General features: G+C 71.3%; 14 protein-coding genes. All 14 read left to right on the forward strand.

Annotation, left to right across the window (positions count from 1 at the left end; translation table 11 throughout):
* Positions 1-13 precede the first annotated feature (13 nt).
* The 14 genes from arc to NCCP_RS02995 all read left to right on the forward strand — a co-directional run bounded on the left by arc (position 14) and on the right by NCCP_RS02995 (position 16,302).
* Positions 14-1,804, forward strand: coding sequence for a proteasome ATPase (gene arc, locus NCCP_RS02930; protein WP_149955638.1), 1,791 nt, complete (start codon positions 14-16; stop codon positions 1,802-1,804).
* Between the two features lie 14 nt (positions 1,805-1,818).
* On the forward strand, positions 1,819-3,399 hold the full coding sequence (dop, locus tag NCCP_RS02935) for a depupylase/deamidase Dop (protein WP_149955904.1): 1,581 nt from the start codon (positions 1,819-1,821) through the stop codon (positions 3,397-3,399).
* Positions 3,400-3,496: 97 nt separating this feature from the next.
* Positions 3,497-3,697 carry a ubiquitin-like protein Pup gene (locus NCCP_RS02940; RefSeq protein ID WP_149955640.1) on the forward strand — a complete coding sequence of 67 codons (201 nt, stop codon included), beginning with the start codon at positions 3,497-3,499 and terminating at the stop codon, positions 3,695-3,697.
* Between the two features lie 2 nt (positions 3,698-3,699).
* A complete protein-coding gene (gene prcB / locus NCCP_RS02945; protein ID WP_149955643.1) occupies positions 3,700-4,485 on the forward strand; it encodes a proteasome subunit beta in 786 nt (261 codons plus the stop codon).
* Positions 4,486-5,196: a proteasome subunit alpha gene (gene prcA, locus NCCP_RS02950; protein ID WP_149955646.1), complete on the forward strand. Its 711-nt coding sequence runs from the start codon at positions 4,486-4,488 to the stop codon at positions 5,194-5,196.
* Positions 5,197-5,211: 15 nt separating this feature from the next.
* Positions 5,212-6,573, forward strand: a complete 1,362-nt coding sequence (gene pafA / locus NCCP_RS02955) for a Pup--protein ligase (RefSeq protein ID WP_149955648.1) — start codon at positions 5,212-5,214, stop codon at positions 6,571-6,573.
* A gap of 110 nt (positions 6,574-6,683) precedes the next feature.
* A complete protein-coding gene (locus NCCP_RS02960; RefSeq protein WP_149955650.1) occupies positions 6,684-7,670 on the forward strand; it encodes an FKBP-type peptidyl-prolyl cis-trans isomerase in 987 nt (328 codons plus the stop codon).
* A 17-nt stretch (positions 7,671-7,687) separates the two neighbouring features.
* Positions 7,688-8,083 carry an FKBP-type peptidyl-prolyl cis-trans isomerase gene (locus NCCP_RS02965; RefSeq protein WP_149955652.1) on the forward strand — a complete coding sequence of 132 codons (396 nt, stop codon included), beginning with the start codon at positions 7,688-7,690 and terminating at the stop codon, positions 8,081-8,083.
* A gap of 146 nt (positions 8,084-8,229) precedes the next feature.
* Positions 8,230-10,260: a helix-turn-helix transcriptional regulator gene (locus NCCP_RS02970; RefSeq protein ID WP_149955654.1), complete on the forward strand. Its 2,031-nt coding sequence runs from the start codon at positions 8,230-8,232 to the stop codon at positions 10,258-10,260.
* On the forward strand, positions 10,260-10,616 hold the full coding sequence (locus tag NCCP_RS02975) for a hypothetical protein (protein WP_149955656.1): 357 nt from the start codon (positions 10,260-10,262) through the stop codon (positions 10,614-10,616). The genes NCCP_RS02970 and NCCP_RS02975 overlap by 1 nt, the downstream gene beginning before the upstream one ends.
* Before the next feature lie 31 nt (positions 10,617-10,647).
* Positions 10,648-10,875, forward strand: a complete 228-nt coding sequence (tatA, locus tag NCCP_RS02980) for a Sec-independent protein translocase subunit TatA (protein WP_149955659.1) — start codon at positions 10,648-10,650, stop codon at positions 10,873-10,875.
* Positions 10,876-10,926: 51 nt separating this feature from the next.
* Positions 10,927-11,733, forward strand: coding sequence for a twin-arginine translocase subunit TatC (gene tatC / locus NCCP_RS02985; protein WP_149955905.1), 807 nt, complete (start codon positions 10,927-10,929; stop codon positions 11,731-11,733).
* A 71-nt stretch (positions 11,734-11,804) separates the two neighbouring features.
* Positions 11,805-14,642, forward strand: coding sequence for a DEAD/DEAH box helicase (locus NCCP_RS02990; RefSeq protein ID WP_149955661.1), 2,838 nt, complete (start codon positions 11,805-11,807; stop codon positions 14,640-14,642).
* Positions 14,643-14,685: 43 nt separating this feature from the next.
* A complete protein-coding gene (locus tag NCCP_RS02995; RefSeq protein ID WP_149955663.1) occupies positions 14,686-16,302 on the forward strand; it encodes an amidohydrolase in 1,617 nt (538 codons plus the stop codon).
* The last annotated feature ends 39 nt before the right edge of the window (positions 16,303-16,341 follow it).

Genomic DNA, 16,341 nt, shown 5'->3' on the forward strand with positions numbered 1-16,341 from the left:
AAGGGACAGGGACATGCCGACGGAGCACGGAGCGGGCGGCCCAGGCGTTCCGGAAGGAACCCCCAGGCCGACCGAACGCGAGTCACAACTGGAAAGCCGGCTTGGCGCCGCCGAACGCCAGGTCGCCGTGCTGCGGGACAAGGCGCGGAACCTGGACCGGCAGCTGGCCACGGCCGCGCAGAACAACAGCCGGCTGGTGGGGGTCCTCGAGCGCACCCGCGAGGAGATCCTCGCGCTCAAGGCCGCCTTGGAGAAGGACGGGGAAACCCCGTTCAGCTTCGGCACCGTCGTGGCGCCCAACCCGCGCGGCCAGGCCGAGGCCGGCCGCTCGATCGCCGCCGCGGCCGTGCAGAGCGCGGACATTGTCCAGGGCGGGCGCAAGCTGCGCGTGGCGGTCAGCCCGCTGCTGGACTTCGACGCGCTGGAGCCGGGCCAGGAGGTGCTGCTGAACGAGTCCCTCACGATCGTGGCGATCCTTGGCTTCGAGCGTGCCGGCGAACTGGTGGCCGTCAAGGAGGTCCTCGACGACGGGCGGGTGCTGGCCGTGGGCCGCGCCGATGACCAGAAGGTCATCAAGCTGGGCGGGGCACTGCTGCGCGAGACGGTGCGCGTCGGGGATTCCCTGGCCGTGGAGCCGAAGTCGGGGCTGGCAATCGAGCGCGTGCACCTGAGCGACATGCAGTCGCTGGTCCTGGAGGAGATCCCGGACATTGCCTACACGGACATCGGGGGCCTGGGACCGCAGATCGAACAGATCCGCGACGCCGTGGAGCTGCCGTTCCTGCACGCGGACCTCTACCGCGAACACGGCCTCAAGGCACCCAAGGGCATCCTGCTCTACGGCCCCCCGGGTTGCGGCAAGACGCTTATCGCCAAGGCGGTGGCCCACTCGCTGGCCGAACGCACCGCGGAGCTGCGCGGGACGCCCACCGCGCGCAGCTACTTCCTGAACATCAAGGGCCCGGAGCTGCTGGACAAGTACGTGGGCGAAACCGAGCGCCACATCCGGCTGATCTTCGCCCGCGCCCGCGAAAAAGCCACCGGAGGCAACCCGGTGGTGGTGTTCTTCGACGAGATGGACTCGCTCTTCCGCACCCGCGGCACCGGCGTCTCCTCCGATGTCGAGACCACGATCGTGCCCCAGCTGCTCTCCGAGATCGACGGCGTGGAGCAGCTGGACAACGTGATCGTGATTGGCGCGTCCAACCGCGAGGACATGATCGACCCGGCGATCCTGCGCCCGGGCCGCCTGGACGTGAAGATCAAGGTCAGGCGTCCCGACGCCGAGGGCGCGGCGGAGATCTTCGCCAAGTACCTGACCACCGACCTGCCGCTGCACGCGGCCGACCTGGCCGAGCACGGAGGCGATGCCGCCGCCACCGTGGAGGACATGATCCGGCGCACCGTCGAATCCATGTACGCCACCGGCAAGGAAAACGAGTTCCTGGAAGTCACCTACGCCAACGGCGAGACCGAGGTGCTCTACTTCAAGGACTTCAACTCCGGGGCCGTGATCCGCAACGTCGTGGACCGGGCCAAGAAATCGGCGATTAAGGCGTTCCTGCGCTCCGGCGAGCGCGGCCTGCGCATGGAGCACCTGCTGGAGGCGGTGGCCGAGGAGTTCCGCGAGCACGAGGACATGCCCAACACCACGAATCCGGACGACTGGGCGCGCATCTCCGGCAAGAAGGGGGAGCGGATCACCTACATCCGCACGATCGTGCAGGACAAGGACGGCACCGACGCCGGACGCAGCCTGGAGGCCGAGAACCCCCGCCCCTACTCGACGGGACAGTACCTGTGAGCGTGCACCGGGTGATGGGGCTGGAGACGGAGTACGGCGTCCTGGCCCCGTCCCAGCCGGGTGCGAACTCGACCCTGCTCTCGGCCCAGGTGGTCAACGCCTACGCCGCCACCGTCCGGGCCGGCTACGGCCACCTGGCCGGGACCCGGTGGGACTATGCCGACGAGCATCCGCTCGACGACGCCCGCGGCTGGACGGTACCGCGCTCGGCTGCCGACCCCAGCCAGCTCACCGACGAGCCGGCGGAACTCACCGCGGAGGAGATCGCCCTGGCCGGCGGGGACGCGCGGGCCGGGTCGACCCTGTATTCGGAGCGGGAGGCCGGCGGGCACGTGCTCATGAACATGGTGCTGGGCAATGGGGCGCGCCTGTACGTGGACCACGCCCACCCCGAGTACTCCTCCCCGGAGACGACCAACCCCCTCGATGTGGTCCGCTGGGACCAGGCCGGGGACCTGGTGGTGCTGGCCGCGGCCCGGCGCATCGCCCAGACCCCCGGGTTCGCGGAGGTGCTGCTGTACAAGAACAACACCGACAACAAGGGCGTCAGCTATGGCGCCCACGAGAACTACCTCATGCCGCGCAAGACCAGCTTCGATGCGATTGTTGCCGGGCTGCTGCCGTTCTTTGCCACCCGGCAGGTCATCTGCGGGTCCGGGCGCGTGGGCCTGGGTTCGGCCGGGCACGGGCCCGGCTTCCAGGTCAGCCAGCGAGCCGACTTCTTCGAGACGGAGGTGGGCCTGGAGACCACGATCCGCCGGCCGATGGTGAACACCCGCGACGAGCCGCACGCGGTGTGGGACAAGTACCGGCGCCTGCACGTCATCATCGGGGACGCCAACCTTGGCCAGGTCTCGACGTATCTGCGGGTCGGGACCACCGCGCTGGTGCTGTCCCTGATCGAGGCGGGCGAGGCGCCGGCGCTGCGGCTGCGCCACCCGGTGGCTGCCCTGCGGCAGGTCAGCCACGACCCGACGCTGCGCACCGCCGTCGAACTGGCCGACGGAAGGCGGATGACCGCGCTGGACATCCAGGAGGCCTACCTGGTGGCGGCCCGCGCCCACTGCGAACGCTCGGGAGCCGGGGACGCCCAGACCCGCGACGTGCTGGAGCGCTGGCAGCGCACGATCGATACGCTGCGCACCGACGTCCTTGCGGCCGCCTCCACGGTGGACTGGGTGGCCAAGTACCGGTTGATGGAGCAGTACCGCGACCGGCACGGGCTGGGCTGGGACGATCCGCGCATCGCCCTGATGGACCTGCAGTGGGCGGACATCCGTCCGGAGAAGGGCCTCTACCACCGGCTGGCCGCGCGCGGGCTGGTGGAGACCCTGCTGCCGGCGGAGTCGGTCGCGGCGGCGGTGGCGGCCCCTCCGGAGGACACGCGCGCCTACTTCCGCGGGCGGTGCCTGACCGATTTCCCGGAGGACGTCGTGGGCGCCAGCTGGGACGCGGTGATTTTCAGCGTTCCGGGCCGGGCCGGGCTGGAACGCGTGCAGACGCTGGAGCCCCTGCGCGGGACCCGTGCGCTGGTGGGCCCGCTGTTCGAGGCGGGCCTGGGGATTGCCGAGTTCGTGGATCAGGTCAGGTCCTGACATTTCATGCCTGACAAGGGGCACCGCAGCGCCAAGACAGTGACAAGATAGAGGCGGGAGGGCCGCACGGCCCGCCCGAAGAGAGCAGGAGGACGCCATGGCCCAGGAACAGTTCAAAGCCCAGCCCGCCCAGGGCGCGCAGGAGGAGGAGACCGAAGCTGCCGTTTCCGCCGGTCCCTCCGCCGCGGCCCAGGAACAGGTCCAGGCAGTGGACGACCTGCTGGACGAGATCGACGGGGTGCTGGAGCGCAACGCCGAGGAGTTCGTTCGCGGCTTCGTCCAGAAGGGTGGCCAGTAACGGTGGTGGAGTTGCCCGCGGGGCCGTCCTTCCTCGAATACCTGGTGCGCGAGCGTCCGGACCTGCTGCCGTCCGGGGCCCTTCCCGAAGGGGTCCCCGCCGGGGTCCCGCACGCGACCACGATCGTGTCCCTGGCCTTCGAGGGCGGGGTGGTGGTGGCGGGTGACCGCCGCGCCACCATCGGCAACGTGATTGCCAGCCGCCACATCGAGAAGGTCTTCCCGACCGACCGCTACTCGGTGGTGGGGATCGCCGGTTCCGCAGGCATCGCCATGGACATCGCCCGCCTCTTCCAGGTGGAGCTTGAGCACTACGAGAAGATCGAGGGCACGCTGCTGAGCCTGGACGGCAAGGCCAACCGGCTGGCGTCCATGGTGCGGGGCAACCTGGGCATGGCCATGCAGGGCATGGCCGCGGTGCCGCTGTTCGCCGGCTACGACGAACTGCGCGGGACCGGGCGCCTGTTCTCCTTCGACGTCACCGGCGGGCGCTACGAGGAACGGGAGCACCACAGCATCGGCTCCGGCTCCATGTTCGCGCGCGGGGCGCTCAAGAAGCTCTGGAAACCGGGGCTGGCCCGCGAAGACGGCGTGAGGGTGGCCGTGGAGGCGCTCTTCGACGCGGCCGACGACGACTCCGCCACCGGCGGGCCCGACCCGCTGCGCCAGTTGTGGCCGGTCGTGTACGCGGTCGACGCCGGCGGGGCCACGCGGGTGGATGACGGCGTGCTGGCGGAGATCTCCGCCGCGATCATCCGCCAGCGCTCCATCGCGGGACGGGAGGCCTAGATGTCCGCACAGTTCTACGTTTCGCCCGAGCAGCTGATGAAGGACCGGGCGGACTTCGCCCGCAAGGGCATCAGCCGGGGCCGGTCCGTGGTGGTGCTCAGCTGCCGCGACGGCATTGCCCTGGTCGCCGAGAACCCGTCCGGTTCGCTGCGCAAGATAGGGGAGCTGTACGACCGGATCGCGTTCGCGGCGGTCGGCAAATACAACGAGTTCGAATCGCTGCGCCAGGCCGGGGTGCGCTACGCCGACACCCGAGGCTACTCCTACGCCCGCGAGGACGTCACCGGGCGCGGCCTGGCCAGCGTCTACGCCCAGAGCCTCGGCGGGGTCTTCACGGCCGAGAGCAAGCCCTTCGAGGTGGAACTGGCGGTCGTGGAGGTCGGCGAGAGCCGGGTCTCGGACCACCTGTTCCGCCTCACCTTTGACGGATCCATCGCCGACGAGCCCGGCATGATCATCATGGGCGGCGACGCCGAGACCATCTCCGCCAGCCTGGCCGAGGCCTGGGGCGGGGCCGCAGGGGTGGAGCAGGGCTTCGGCGAGGCCATCCGGGCCGCGGCCGCGGCGCTGCCGGGCGTTCCCGAGGGGCCCGAGGGCGCGGCGATGCTGGAGGTGGCGGTCCTGGACCGCGACCCGCAGGCGCTGCGCGGGCAGCGGCGGTGCTTCCGCCGGCTGGACAAGAGCGAACTCGCCGTCATCCTGGCGGCCTGACCAAGGGGGTAGGACGTGGACCGCAGGATCTTCGGCATTGAGACCGAGTACGGCGTCACCTACTCGGCTCCGGGCGGGCGCCCTGTTTCGCCCGAGGACGTGGCCCGGTACCTGTTCCGCAGGGTGGTCGCCTGGGGGCGCAGCTCCAACGTGTTCCTGACCAACGGATCGCGGCTGTACCTCGATGTCGGTTCCCACCCGGAGTACGCGACCGCCGAGTGCGACGACGTCGCCCAGCTGATCGCGCACGACCGGGCCGGCGAACTGATCCTGAACGACCTGGTGACCAACGCCGAGGCCCGCATGCGCGAGGACGGGTACAGCGGGTCCATCTACCTGTTCAAGAACAACACGGACTCGGCGGGCAACTCCTACGGCTGCCACGAGAACTACCTGATCCCGCGCCGGCTCGAGTTCTCCCGGCTGGCCGAGATCCTGATCCCCTTCCTGGTCAGCCGCCAGCTCTTCAGCGGCGCCGGCAAGGTGGTCCCGGTGGACGGCGAGCACCGCTTTTCGTTCTCCCAGCGCGCGGACCACGTCTGGGAGGGGGTATCCTCGGCCACCACCCGGTCCCGGCCGATCATCAACACCCGCGACGAGCCGCACGCCGACGCCGAGCACTACCGGCGCCTGCATGTGATCGTGGGGGATTCGAACATGTCGGAGACCACCCAGCTGGTCAAGGTCGGCTCCACCGACCTGATGCTGCGCATGATCGAGGCCGGCACGATCATGGACGACTTCCGCCTGGAGAACCCGATCCGCAGCATCCGCGAAATCTCCCACGACCTCACCGGCCGGGCCCCGGTGCGCCTGGCCAGCGGGCGGGAGACGAGCGCGCTGGAGCTGCAGCGGCACTTCCTGGACAAGGCCACCGCTTTCGTGGACCGCGAGGGGGCCCACACCCCGCACGTGCCGCGGGTCCTGGACCTGTGGGGCCGGGCCCTGGACGCGGTGGGCTCGGGGGACCACTCCGGGATCGACACCGAGATTGACTGGGCCATCAAGCACAAGCTGATCGAGGGCTACCGGCAGCGCAGCGGGATGCGCCTGGATGCCCCGCGCATCGCCCAGCTGGACCTGACCTACCATGACATCTCGCCCACCCGGGGCCTGTTCAACGTGCTCCGCGCCCGCGGGCTGGCCGCTACCGTGGTCGGGGACGCCGACGTCGAGGCGGCGCGCACCGTACCGCCGCAGACCACCCGGGCCAAGCTGCGGGGGGACTTCGTGCGCGCGGCCAAGGACGCCGGGCGGGACTTCACCGTCGATTGGGTCCACCTCAAGCTCAACGACCACGCCGGGCACACCATCCTGTGCAAGGACCCGTTCGCGAATACGGACCCGCGCGTGGAGGAACTGATCTCCCTGATCTGACGCCTTTTTTCCGCAAGGCTTGGCGATCTCACAGTCAGACCCCCTAGGCTGGGTGTGGTCCGGCGCCAGCGTGCCCGGACCACACCCGGCCGTCCGACGAAAGTGAACACGTGCGCAAGCTCTTGGCCCTACTCCTCGCCTCCGCGATGCTTCTGCTCGCCGGCTGCAGCGCCTCCGGCGGCAAATCGGTCGGGGACGCGGCCCCGCTGGCCTCTGTGAAGATCACCCCCGCCGACAACGACACCACCGCCCCCGCGGTCACCTTCGACACCCCCCTGACGGCAACGGCCCCCGGAGCGAAGGTGGTCATCGAGGGCGACGGCGCCGAGATCGCCGCCGGACAGAACGTCACCTACAAGCTCGCCGGCTACAAGGCCAGCGACGGCACCGTCCTGGGCGACACCTTCGGCGCCGGCGACCAGACGCTCTCGCTCGTGGACGAGCTGAAGGAAGCGGACCCGGAGATCTACGGGATCCTGGTCGGCTCCACCGTGGGCTCCTGGATCGCCTACGTGCGTCCCTCCACCGAGGGGGCCGCCACCGAAAGCGAAGCCCCCGAAGGCGGCTCCGCCGAAAGCGAATCCGCCGCTCCGGCTACCGCGAGCGAGATCCTGATCCTGAAAGTCACCGGCGCCCAGGACGCCCCCCGCCTGCTGGGCCAGGACGAGGTCAAGCAGCTCGACGAGGCCGGAGCCCTGCCCGCCGTCAAGTTCGGCAAGGACGGCACCCCCACCATCTCCATCCCGGAGGGCAAGGAGCCGCCGAACGGGCTGGCCGTGAAGGTCCTGAAGGAGGGCGACGGCAAGGTCCTCGCCGCCGACTCGACCGTGACCGTCGACTACGTCGGGGTGCAGTGGGCCGACGGCCCCAACCACAAGGCCGGGGAGGCCTTCGACTCCAGCTACGAGACCGGCCAGCCGGCCACGTTCGGGCTGGGCCAGGTCATCGCCGGCTGGACGAAGGGCCTCACCGGCCAGAAGGTCGGCTCCACCGTCCTGCTGACCATCCCCGCCTCCATGGCCTACGGCGATGACGGCTCCAGCGGCGGCCCCACCGGCACGCTAGTGTTTGTGGTCGACATCAAGTCGGCCGAATAACCACAGGAAAGGACCCCATGTCTTTCGGTAAGCGCGAATACGACCGCACCAAGCCCGAGATCGAGTTCCCCGGCGATACCCCGCCGAGCGAGCTCGTCGTCGAGGACCTGATTGTCGGCGACGGCGCCGAGGCCGTCCCCGGCAGCACCGTTTCCACCCACTACGTCGGCGTCGCCTGGTCCACCGGCGAGGAGTTCGACTCCTCGTGGGGCCGCGGCGCGCCGCTGGACTTCCGGGTGGGCGTCGGACAGGTCATCCAGGGCTGGGACCAGGGCCTGCTGGGCATGAAGGTCGGCGGCCGCCGCCGCCTCGAGATTCCCTCCCACCTGGCCTACGGCGACCGCGGGGCCGGCGCCCTGATCGGCCCGGGCGAGACCCTGATCTTCGTCGTGGACCTGGTCGGCGTCCGCTAGGACACCGGACAGGAAACCCGCCGGCCGGAGCACCTTGCGGCACGGCCAAGGCCCGGGCGGGCCGGATGCGCCAGCGCGCGTCCGGCCCGCCCGGCGCATGAAGCCTTTCCCCGCCGGCGGACCCGGCGCGTAGTAACGTTGCCCCCGTGCCAGCCAAACGAATCGACGACGCCCCGTCACGGACCGAAAAGCTCGTCAGCCTGACGTACGCCCTGCTGTACCGCAAGCGCGGCTACTCGCGGGCGGAGCTGCGCGAGATCGTCGACGACTACCGCGGGCTGGGCGACGAGGCCTTCGAGCGCAAGTTCGAGCGCGACAAGGAGGACCTGCGCCAGCTGGGGATCCCCGTGGAAACCCTCACCGAGGAAGGCTTCTTCGACGGGGACCGGCAGCTGACCCGCTACCGCATCCTGCCCGAGAAGTACCGCCTGCCCCCCGTCTCCTTCGACCCCGCCGAGGCCGCGGCACTGGCCCTGGCCTCCAAGGTCTGGAAGGACCCGGTCCTGGGCACGGCCGCTTCCCGCGCCGCCAGCCGGATGCTGCTGGCGGGCCTGCTCGACGCCGGCGCCGCCTTCCAGGGCCATGCGGCGCGGCTGCACGCCGGCGACGCGGTCTTCACCGATGTCCTGCGCGCCGCCTGGGAGGAGGCGCCGATCCGCTTCACCTACCGGGCCGTCGACGGCACCGAATCCCACCGCCGCGTTGAGCCCTGGGGTGTTGGCAGCCGGTTCGGCAACTGGTACCTGGTCGGACTGGACCGGGACCGCGGGGAGGAACGCATGTTCCGCCTTTCCCGCATCACCAGCGGCATCGCCCGCCTCGGCGGCACCATGAAGCGGCCCGAGGGGTTCCGCATCGCCGCGCACCTGGACCGGCTGGACCCGGCCTCCGCCATGACGCCCGCGGCCGTGGAGCTGCTCCCGGGCCGGGGCCTGGCCCTGCGCATCGCCGCCGCCGACGACGCCGGCCCTGACGGCAGCGGCCGGGAAGGCGGCGCCGGGTCCGGCACGGTCACCCCCGACGGCCGCGACCGCGTCGCCTTCCGCTACCACGACGCGGAGGCGGCCGCCGCCGAACTGGCCGAACTCGGCCCCGCGGCCCGGGTCGCCGGCCCGCCGGAGCTGCGCGACGCCGTCGTGCAGCGGCTGCGCGCGGCGCTGGCTGCCCAACGCGCGCCCCGGCCGTCCTACCAGCTCAAGCCCTCCCGCCCGAGCGGCCGCCCGGCCGCGACCAAGGTGGTGGCCCGGGCCCTGGACATCGTGGCCTACGTGGTCCGCCACGGCGCGCCCACGGTGGAGGAGACCGCCGCGCATTTTGGCCTGAGCAAGGCCGCGCTCCTGGAGGACCTGGCCATGATTCGCATGTGCGGGGTTCCCAACGGGCTGCCGGACGAGCTGATCGAGGTCGAATGGGAGACCGGGGTGGTCACCGTGGGCAACGCCGAGGGCCTGGCCGACCCGGTCCGGCTGAATCTGCTGGAGGCGTTCTCGCTGACCGTGGGCCTGCAGGCGATCCTGGATTTGCCGCACGCGGGCGAGCGCGCCGCCGTCGCCTCTGCGCTGGCCAAGCTCACCGAGGCGGCGGGGGAGTTCGGGCAGCTGGGCCGGATCGTCTCCACGCGCCTGGCCTCGGCCGAGGACGCGGACCGGACCGCGGTGCTGGCCCAGGCCGTCCACGCCCGCAGCGTGCTGCGCCTGGAGTACCACAATCGGGTGCGCGAGGAGATCACCGTGCGCGAGGTGGAGCCGGTGCGACTGCTTGAGGACGGCGGGCGCACCTACCTGCAGGCCTGGTGCCGCCACGCCGGCGCCCCGCGCAACTTCCGCGCCGACCGGATCCTGGACGCCACGCCCTCGGGAGAGACCTTCGAACCCGGCGCGCGCCACGCCGGCGTCGGGGAGGAGCTGTACACGGCGGCCGACACGGACGCGGTGGTTGTGCTGGGCTTCTCCGCACGCCTGGGCCGGCTCGTGGAGGACTACGCGCCCACCCGCACGGCCGCCCTGGCGGGGGGCGGGACGGCCGCCGAGGTGCGCATCGCGGCCCCCGGCCACCTGCCCGGGCTGGTGGCCCGCCACGGCGGCGAGGTCGCCGTGCTGGAGCCTGCCGGGCAGGCGGCCGCCGTGGCCGAATGGCTGGAATCGGCGCTGTCGCTTTACGGAAAGGAGGGCCTGTGATGCCCTGGTGGTCCTGGACCCTGCTGTGGATGTTCCTGGCCGTGGCCGCGGCCCTGTTCGTGGTGCTGTGCGGCATCCGGCTCTTCCGCGGCTTCATGCGGCTGCTCGACGACGCCGGGGAGGCGATGGACCGGCTGCGGCCCGGCGCCCCGCGGGAATCCGCCCGGGGCGACGCCGGCCGCGCACCCGCCGGCGTCCCCGTGGGGGTGGAGGCGCTCTTCCAGGATCCGGGCGAGGCGCGCCGGCACTACCGGGACGGCAGGCGGGACCGGCGCGAGGCCAGGCGGGAGCGCCGGATCGCGCGCAAGCGCAGTGCCGGACAGCCGCAGCGCTGGCGGGACCTTTACCCACTCTGACGTAGACTTGAATGGACGAAAGGAAGTTCCCATGTTTGCTGGCCTCCAGGGATGGCATCTGGTCATCATCATCGTGCTCGCCCTCCTGCTTTTTGGGGCCCCGAAGCTTCCGGGCCTTGCCCGCTCCATCGGCCAGTCGCTGCGCATCTTCAAGTCCGAGGTGCGCCAGATGAAGGACGAGGATCCAAAGGCCGGCGCCCCCGGCGAAACCGTCGAGGGCAAGGTCGTCGAACCCGACCAGCGTGACCGCAACGCCTAGCAGAACGTGACGACGAAGGCAGCGGGGCGCAAGTCCAACCCCGAAGGGCGGATGGCGCTCAAAGAGCATCTGATCGAGCTCCGCAACCGGCTTCTTGTGGCGCTCGTGGCGCTTTTCCTTGCCACCATCGGCGGGTTCTTCCTGTACTACCCCGCCCTTGAGCTGCTGATGCAGCCGCTGGTGGCCATCGGCGGCACGCCCAACTTCGGAACCGCCGTTTCGCCCTTCGACATGATGATCAAGGTCTCGGTGTTCCTGGGCCTGATCATCGCCAGCCCGGTGATCCTCTACGAACTGTGGGCGTTCATCGTCCCGGGCCTGAAAAAGAAGGAAAAGCGCACCGCGCTGGCCTTCATCGCCGCCGCCGTGCCGCTGTTCCTGGGCGGCATCTGGCTGGGCTACTGGGTCCTGCCGCACGCGCTGGGCTTCTTCATCTCGCTGACCCCGGCCAACGCCGAAAACTTCATCCTGGCCAACGAATACCTGGCCTTCGTCCTGCGCCTGCTGCTCGCCTTCGGCATCGCCATGCTCATCCCGGTGCTGATGGTGGGCCTGAACCTGGTCGGCATCCTCCCCGGGAAGCTGATTGTCAAAAACTGGCGCATCACCGTCTTCCTGATCGCCCTGGTCTCCGCCATGGCGGCTCCGGGCGGCGACGCGATGACCATGTTCGTGCTGGCCGGTCCGCTGCTGGTGCTGTTCGCCGCCGCGACGGTCGTGTGCCTGTCCAACGACAGGCGCCGCGCCAGGCGCCTGGCGGCGCTGGAGGCGGAGAACGCCGCGGCCGCCGGCGGAGCCACCGGCCCGCTCGGCGGGGCGGGCGGAATCGACGCCCCGAAGGACCTCGAAAACATCTAGGGCCGCCCGGGGATCGCCTCCCGGAGGCGCCGTCCCGGGGCCGGCCCACCGACCCCCGAAAGGCAGGCACCATGAGCTCCCCGGCCGAACGCTACGCGGCATCGCGCGAGAGGGCCGCCGAGGCCAAGACCCGGCTGTACGCCTTCCGGCAGACCCTTGACTTCGAACTGGACCCGTTCCAGGTGGACGCCTGCCGGGCGGTGGAGTCCGGCAAGGGCGTCCTGGTGGCGGCCCCGACCGGGGCCGGCAAGACCGTGGTGGGGGAGTTCGCCGTCTACATGGCCCTGCAGCGGGGGCTGAAGGCGTTCTACACCACCCCCATCAAGGCCCTGAGCAACCAGAAGTATGCCGACCTCGCCGACCGTTACGGGGCCGAGCGGGTGGGGCTGCTCACCGGGGACACCACTATCAACGGCGACGCCGACGTGGTGGTGATGACCACCGAGGTGCTGCGCAACATGCTCTACGCCGACTCGGACACCCTCTCCGGCCTGGCCTACGTGGTGATGGACGAGGTCCACTACCTCGCCGATAAGTTCCGGGGCGCCGTGTGGGAGGAAGTGATCATCCACCTTCCCGCCGAGGTGCAGGTGGTCTCCCTCAGCGCCACGGTCTCCAACGCCGAGGAGTTCGGCGGCTGGCTGGACACGGTGCGCGGGGATACCGAGATCGTGGTCACCGAACACCGCCCGATCCCGCTGTGGCAGCACGTCATGGTCGGCGGGCGGCTGGTGGACCTGTTTGCCGGGGAGGTCTCCTTCGACGAGGCGGCGGCGGAAGGAACCACCGGCGCCGAACAGCGCATCGCGGTGAACCCCGAACTGACCAAGCTCGCCCAGCGCGACATGCGCAGCGGCTTCCGCTCCGGCGGGGCCCGGGGCCGCGGCCCCGGGCGCGGACGGGGGCCTGCCCGGCCCCAGCAGGCCCCGGTGGACCGGTACAAGATCACCCGCCCGGAGATGGTCCTGTCCCTGGACCGGGCCGGACTGCTGCCGGCGATCGTGTTCATTTTCTCCCGCAAGGGCTGCGACGCGGCGGTCGCCCAGTGCGTGCGCTCGGGGCTGGCCCTGACCACGGAGGCCGAGGCGCAGCGGATTGAGCAGGCCATTGACCTGGCCGCCTACGAACTGCCCCCGGATGACCTGGAGGTGCTCGGCTTCTGGGCCTGGCGCGAGGGCCTGCTGCGCGGCTTCGCCGCCCACCACGCCGGCCTGCTCCCGATCTTCAAGGAGGTCGTGGAGAAGCTCTTTGCCCAAGGGCTGGTCAAGGCCGTCTTCGCCACCGAGACCCTGGCCCTGGGCGTGAACATGCCCGCCCGGTCCGTGATCCTGGAGAAGCTGGAGAAATTCAACGGGGAGCAGCACGTCTCCATCACCGCCGGCGAGTACACCCAGCTCACCGGCCGGGCCGGCCGCCGCGGCATCGACGTGGAGGGGCACGCGGCCGTGCTCTGGCAGCCGGGCACCGATCCGGCGGCCGTGGCCGGCCTCGCCTCCCGGCGCACCTACCCGCTGAACTCCAGCTTCCGGCCCACCTACAACATGAGCCTGAACCTGACCGCCCAGTTTGGGCGGGAGCGGGCCCGCAGGATCCTGGAGTCCTCCTTTGCCCAGTTCCAGGCGGACCGCTCCGTGGTGGGGTTGGCGCGCCAGGTGCGCAGCCGGGAGGATTCGCTGGCCGGCTATGCCCGGGCGATGACGTGCCATCTGGGCGACTTTTCCGAGTACGCCAAGCTGCGCCAGGAGCTGGAGGCTGCCGAGCAGGACGCCTCCCGCACGGCCCACCGGGCCCGCCGCAGCGCGGCCGCCGAGTCACTGGAACAGCTGGTGCCCGGGGACGTCATCGACATTCCAGGCCCCCGCCACCTGGGCCGGGCCGTGGTGATTGCGCTGTCCGATTCGCTGCGCGACCCGCGCCCCACCGTGCTCACCGAGGACCGGCAGATCCGGCGCATCGGCCCGCATGATTTGAACGGACCGCTGGAGGTGATTTCGCGTATCCGCATCCCCAAGGCGTTCACCGGCAAGTCGCCGAAGGAGCGCCGGGACCTGGCCGCCGCGATGCGCAACGCCCTGCACGAACACCGTCCCCCGCGCCGCGGGTCCGCCGGGTTCGATTTCGCCGGCAGCGACCGGCAGGAGGCGCGCATTGCCGACCTGCGCCGCCGGCTCAAGCGCCACCCCTGCCACGGCTGCTCCGAGCTGGAGGACCACCTGCGCTGGGCGGACCGGTGGGTGAAGCTTCGCCAGGAGACGGACCGCCTTGCCGCGCAGATCAGCGGCCGCACCAACACCATCGCCAAGACCTTTGACCGTGTCTGCGCGGTGCTGGCCCACTACGGCTACCTCCCGGCCGGGTCCGATCGGCAGGAGGACGGGGATGCCCCGGCTCCGGCGTTCCCGCCGGCCGGGAACCGGTTGCGCCGGATCTACGGGGAACGGGACCTGCTGACCTCGCTGGTGCTCGAATCCGGCGTGCTGGAGGGGATGAACGCCGCCGAACTGGCCGGATTCGTCAGCACGCTGGTCTACCAGGCCAAGCGCGAGGAGGGCGGCGTGGGCCCGAAGATGCCCACCGCGGCCATCGAAAAGGCGTGGGAAACGGCCGTGCGGGCGTGGTCGGAGCTGACCGACCTGGAGGAGGCCAACCGGCTGCCGCAGACCGCCGAACCCGAATCCGGGCTGGTCTGGCCCATGTACCTTTGGGCCCGCGGCAAGGACCTGAAGCAGTGCCTGCTCAGCACCGACCTGGCCGCCGGGGACTTCGTGCGCTGGGCCAAGCAGGTGATCGACACCCTGGACCAGCTGGCCAAGGTCCCGGACCTGCCGCGGCCGCTGGCCCGGCAGTGTGTTGCGGCAGTCGAGTCCATCCGCCGCGGCGTCGTCGCCTACTCGAGCGTCGCCGAATAGCCTCCGGGCGTTGCCCGGCACCCCCTTGGAAAGGAACACCCCCATGTCTTCGCTGGTCCTGTACCGCAACGGTTCCATCTACACCGCGGCGGACCCCTTCGCCACCGCCATGCTGGTGGAGGGCGGGACCGTCGCGTGGGTCGGGTCCGAATCCGCGGCATCGGCGCTGCTGGATTCGCGCATGGAGGTCGTGGACCTCGAGGGCGCCCTGGTGGCCCCGGCATTCTTCGACTCGCACGTGCACTTGACCGAAACCGGGCTGGCACTGACCGCCCTGGACCTGCGCGGGGCCGGTTCGCTGGCGCAGGCCCTCGATGCCGTCGCCGGACACGCCGCCGCCGGGCCCGGCCCGGTGCTCGGTTCCGGATGGGACGAGACCGCGTGGCCGGAAGGCCGCGGCCCTTCGGCCGAGGAGCTGGAGCGCGCCGCCGGCGGCCGCGACGTCTACCTGGCCCGGGTGGACCTGCACTCGGCGGCCGTCAGCACCGGCCTGGCCGTGCGCGCCGGGCTCGCCGCGCACGAGGGCTGGGACGGCGCGGGGGGAGTGCGCGGGCCGGCCCACGCGGCCATCCGTGCCGCCGTCCTGGACCTGGACGGCACCACCCGCGCCGGGCTCCAGCGCCGCGGGCTGGAACACCTTGCGTCCAACGGCTACGCCGCGGCCGCCGAAATGGCCGCCCCGCACATCGCCGGGCGCGCCGATTTGGAGGCCCTGTTCCACCTGCTGGACGCCGAGGGCGAGGCCCTGCCCCGCATCTACGCGTACTGGGGCGAAGCCGTGGGGACCGCGGAGCAGGCCCGTTCCCTGGCCGGATCCTTCGGCGGACCCCTGGCGGGGCTGGGCGGGGACCTGTGCGTGGACGGGTCGATCGGCTCGCGCACGGCCCGGCTGCGCGCCCCCTACACAGATGCCCCTGAAACCCGCGGCACCCTCCACCTCGACGCCGCCGCCATCGCGTCCCATGTCGCGGCCTGCTCGGCCGCCGGCATCCAGGCCGGCTTCCATGCGATCGGCGACGCCGCGATTGACGAAACCGTCGCCGGGCTCGGCCTGGCCGCCGAACGCGTGGGCCTGGCGGCGGTGCAGGCCGGGCGCCACCGGATCGAGCACGCGGAAATGGCGGACGACGCCGCGATCGAAGCGCTGCTCGGGTTCGGCGTGACGGCCTCTCTCCAGCCGCTGTTCGACGCCGCCTGGGGCGGGGCCGAGGGGCTCTATGCCAGGCGCCTGGGCGCCGGGCGGGCCGCAGGCATGAACGAGGTCGGCCGGTTCCTGGCCGCCGGAGTCCCGGTGGCCCTGGGCTCGGACAGCCCGGTGGTTCCGGCCAGCCCCTGGCTGGCGGTAAAGGCCTGCCTGGAACTGACCTCCGAGCGGGCCAGAATCTCGGCCCGTGCGGCATTCCTGGCCCACACCCGTGCCGGGTACCGGGCCGTGGGGGAGCCGTCACCGCTGGCCGGACAGCTGGGCCCGGGCACGGAGGCCACCTTCGCCGTGTGGCAGGCCTCCGAACTGGCCGTGCAGACCCCGGACCTTAGGGTGTCCTCCTGGAGCACCGATGCCCGCGCCGGCACTCCCATGCTGCCGGTACTGGACGAAGGGGCTCCGCGGTGCCTGCGCACGGTGCGCAACGGGCGCGTGATTTTCGACGCCACAAAGTAACCGGCACCCCCGTACGCCGGGGCTCCTACCCGCCGCTGA

Source organism: Zafaria cholistanensis (genome assembly GCF_008580665.1).
GTDB classification, from domain to species: Bacteria; Actinomycetota; Actinomycetes; order Actinomycetales; family Micrococcaceae; genus Zafaria; species Zafaria cholistanensis.

Bases quoted from the DNA above. Each gene is read 5' to 3' on its own strand.
- prcA (WP_149955646.1), top strand. From the start codon at position 4,486: ATGTCCGCACAGTTCTACGTTTCGCCCGAGCAGCTGATGAAGGACCGG.
- NCCP_RS02975 (WP_149955656.1), top strand. From the start codon at position 10,260: ATGCCCTGGTGGTCCTGGACCCTGCTGTGGATGTTCCTGGCCGTGGCC.
- NCCP_RS02940 (WP_149955640.1), top strand. From the start codon at position 3,497: ATGGCCCAGGAACAGTTCAAAGCCCAGCCCGCCCAGGGCGCGCAGGAG.
- NCCP_RS02990 (WP_149955661.1), top strand. From the start codon at position 11,805: ATGAGCTCCCCGGCCGAACGCTACGCGGCATCGCGCGAGAGGGCCGCC.
- NCCP_RS02995 (WP_149955663.1), top strand. From the start codon at position 14,686: ATGTCTTCGCTGGTCCTGTACCGCAACGGTTCCATCTACACCGCGGCG.
- arc (WP_149955638.1), top strand. From the start codon at position 14: ATGCCGACGGAGCACGGAGCGGGCGGCCCAGGCGTTCCGGAAGGAACC.
- tatA (WP_149955659.1), top strand. From the start codon at position 10,648: ATGTTTGCTGGCCTCCAGGGATGGCATCTGGTCATCATCATCGTGCTC.
- dop (WP_149955904.1), top strand. From the start codon at position 1,819: ATGGGGCTGGAGACGGAGTACGGCGTCCTGGCCCCGTCCCAGCCGGGT.
- tatC (WP_149955905.1), top strand. From the start codon at position 10,927: ATGGCGCTCAAAGAGCATCTGATCGAGCTCCGCAACCGGCTTCTTGTG.
- NCCP_RS02965 (WP_149955652.1), top strand. From the start codon at position 7,688: ATGTCTTTCGGTAAGCGCGAATACGACCGCACCAAGCCCGAGATCGAG.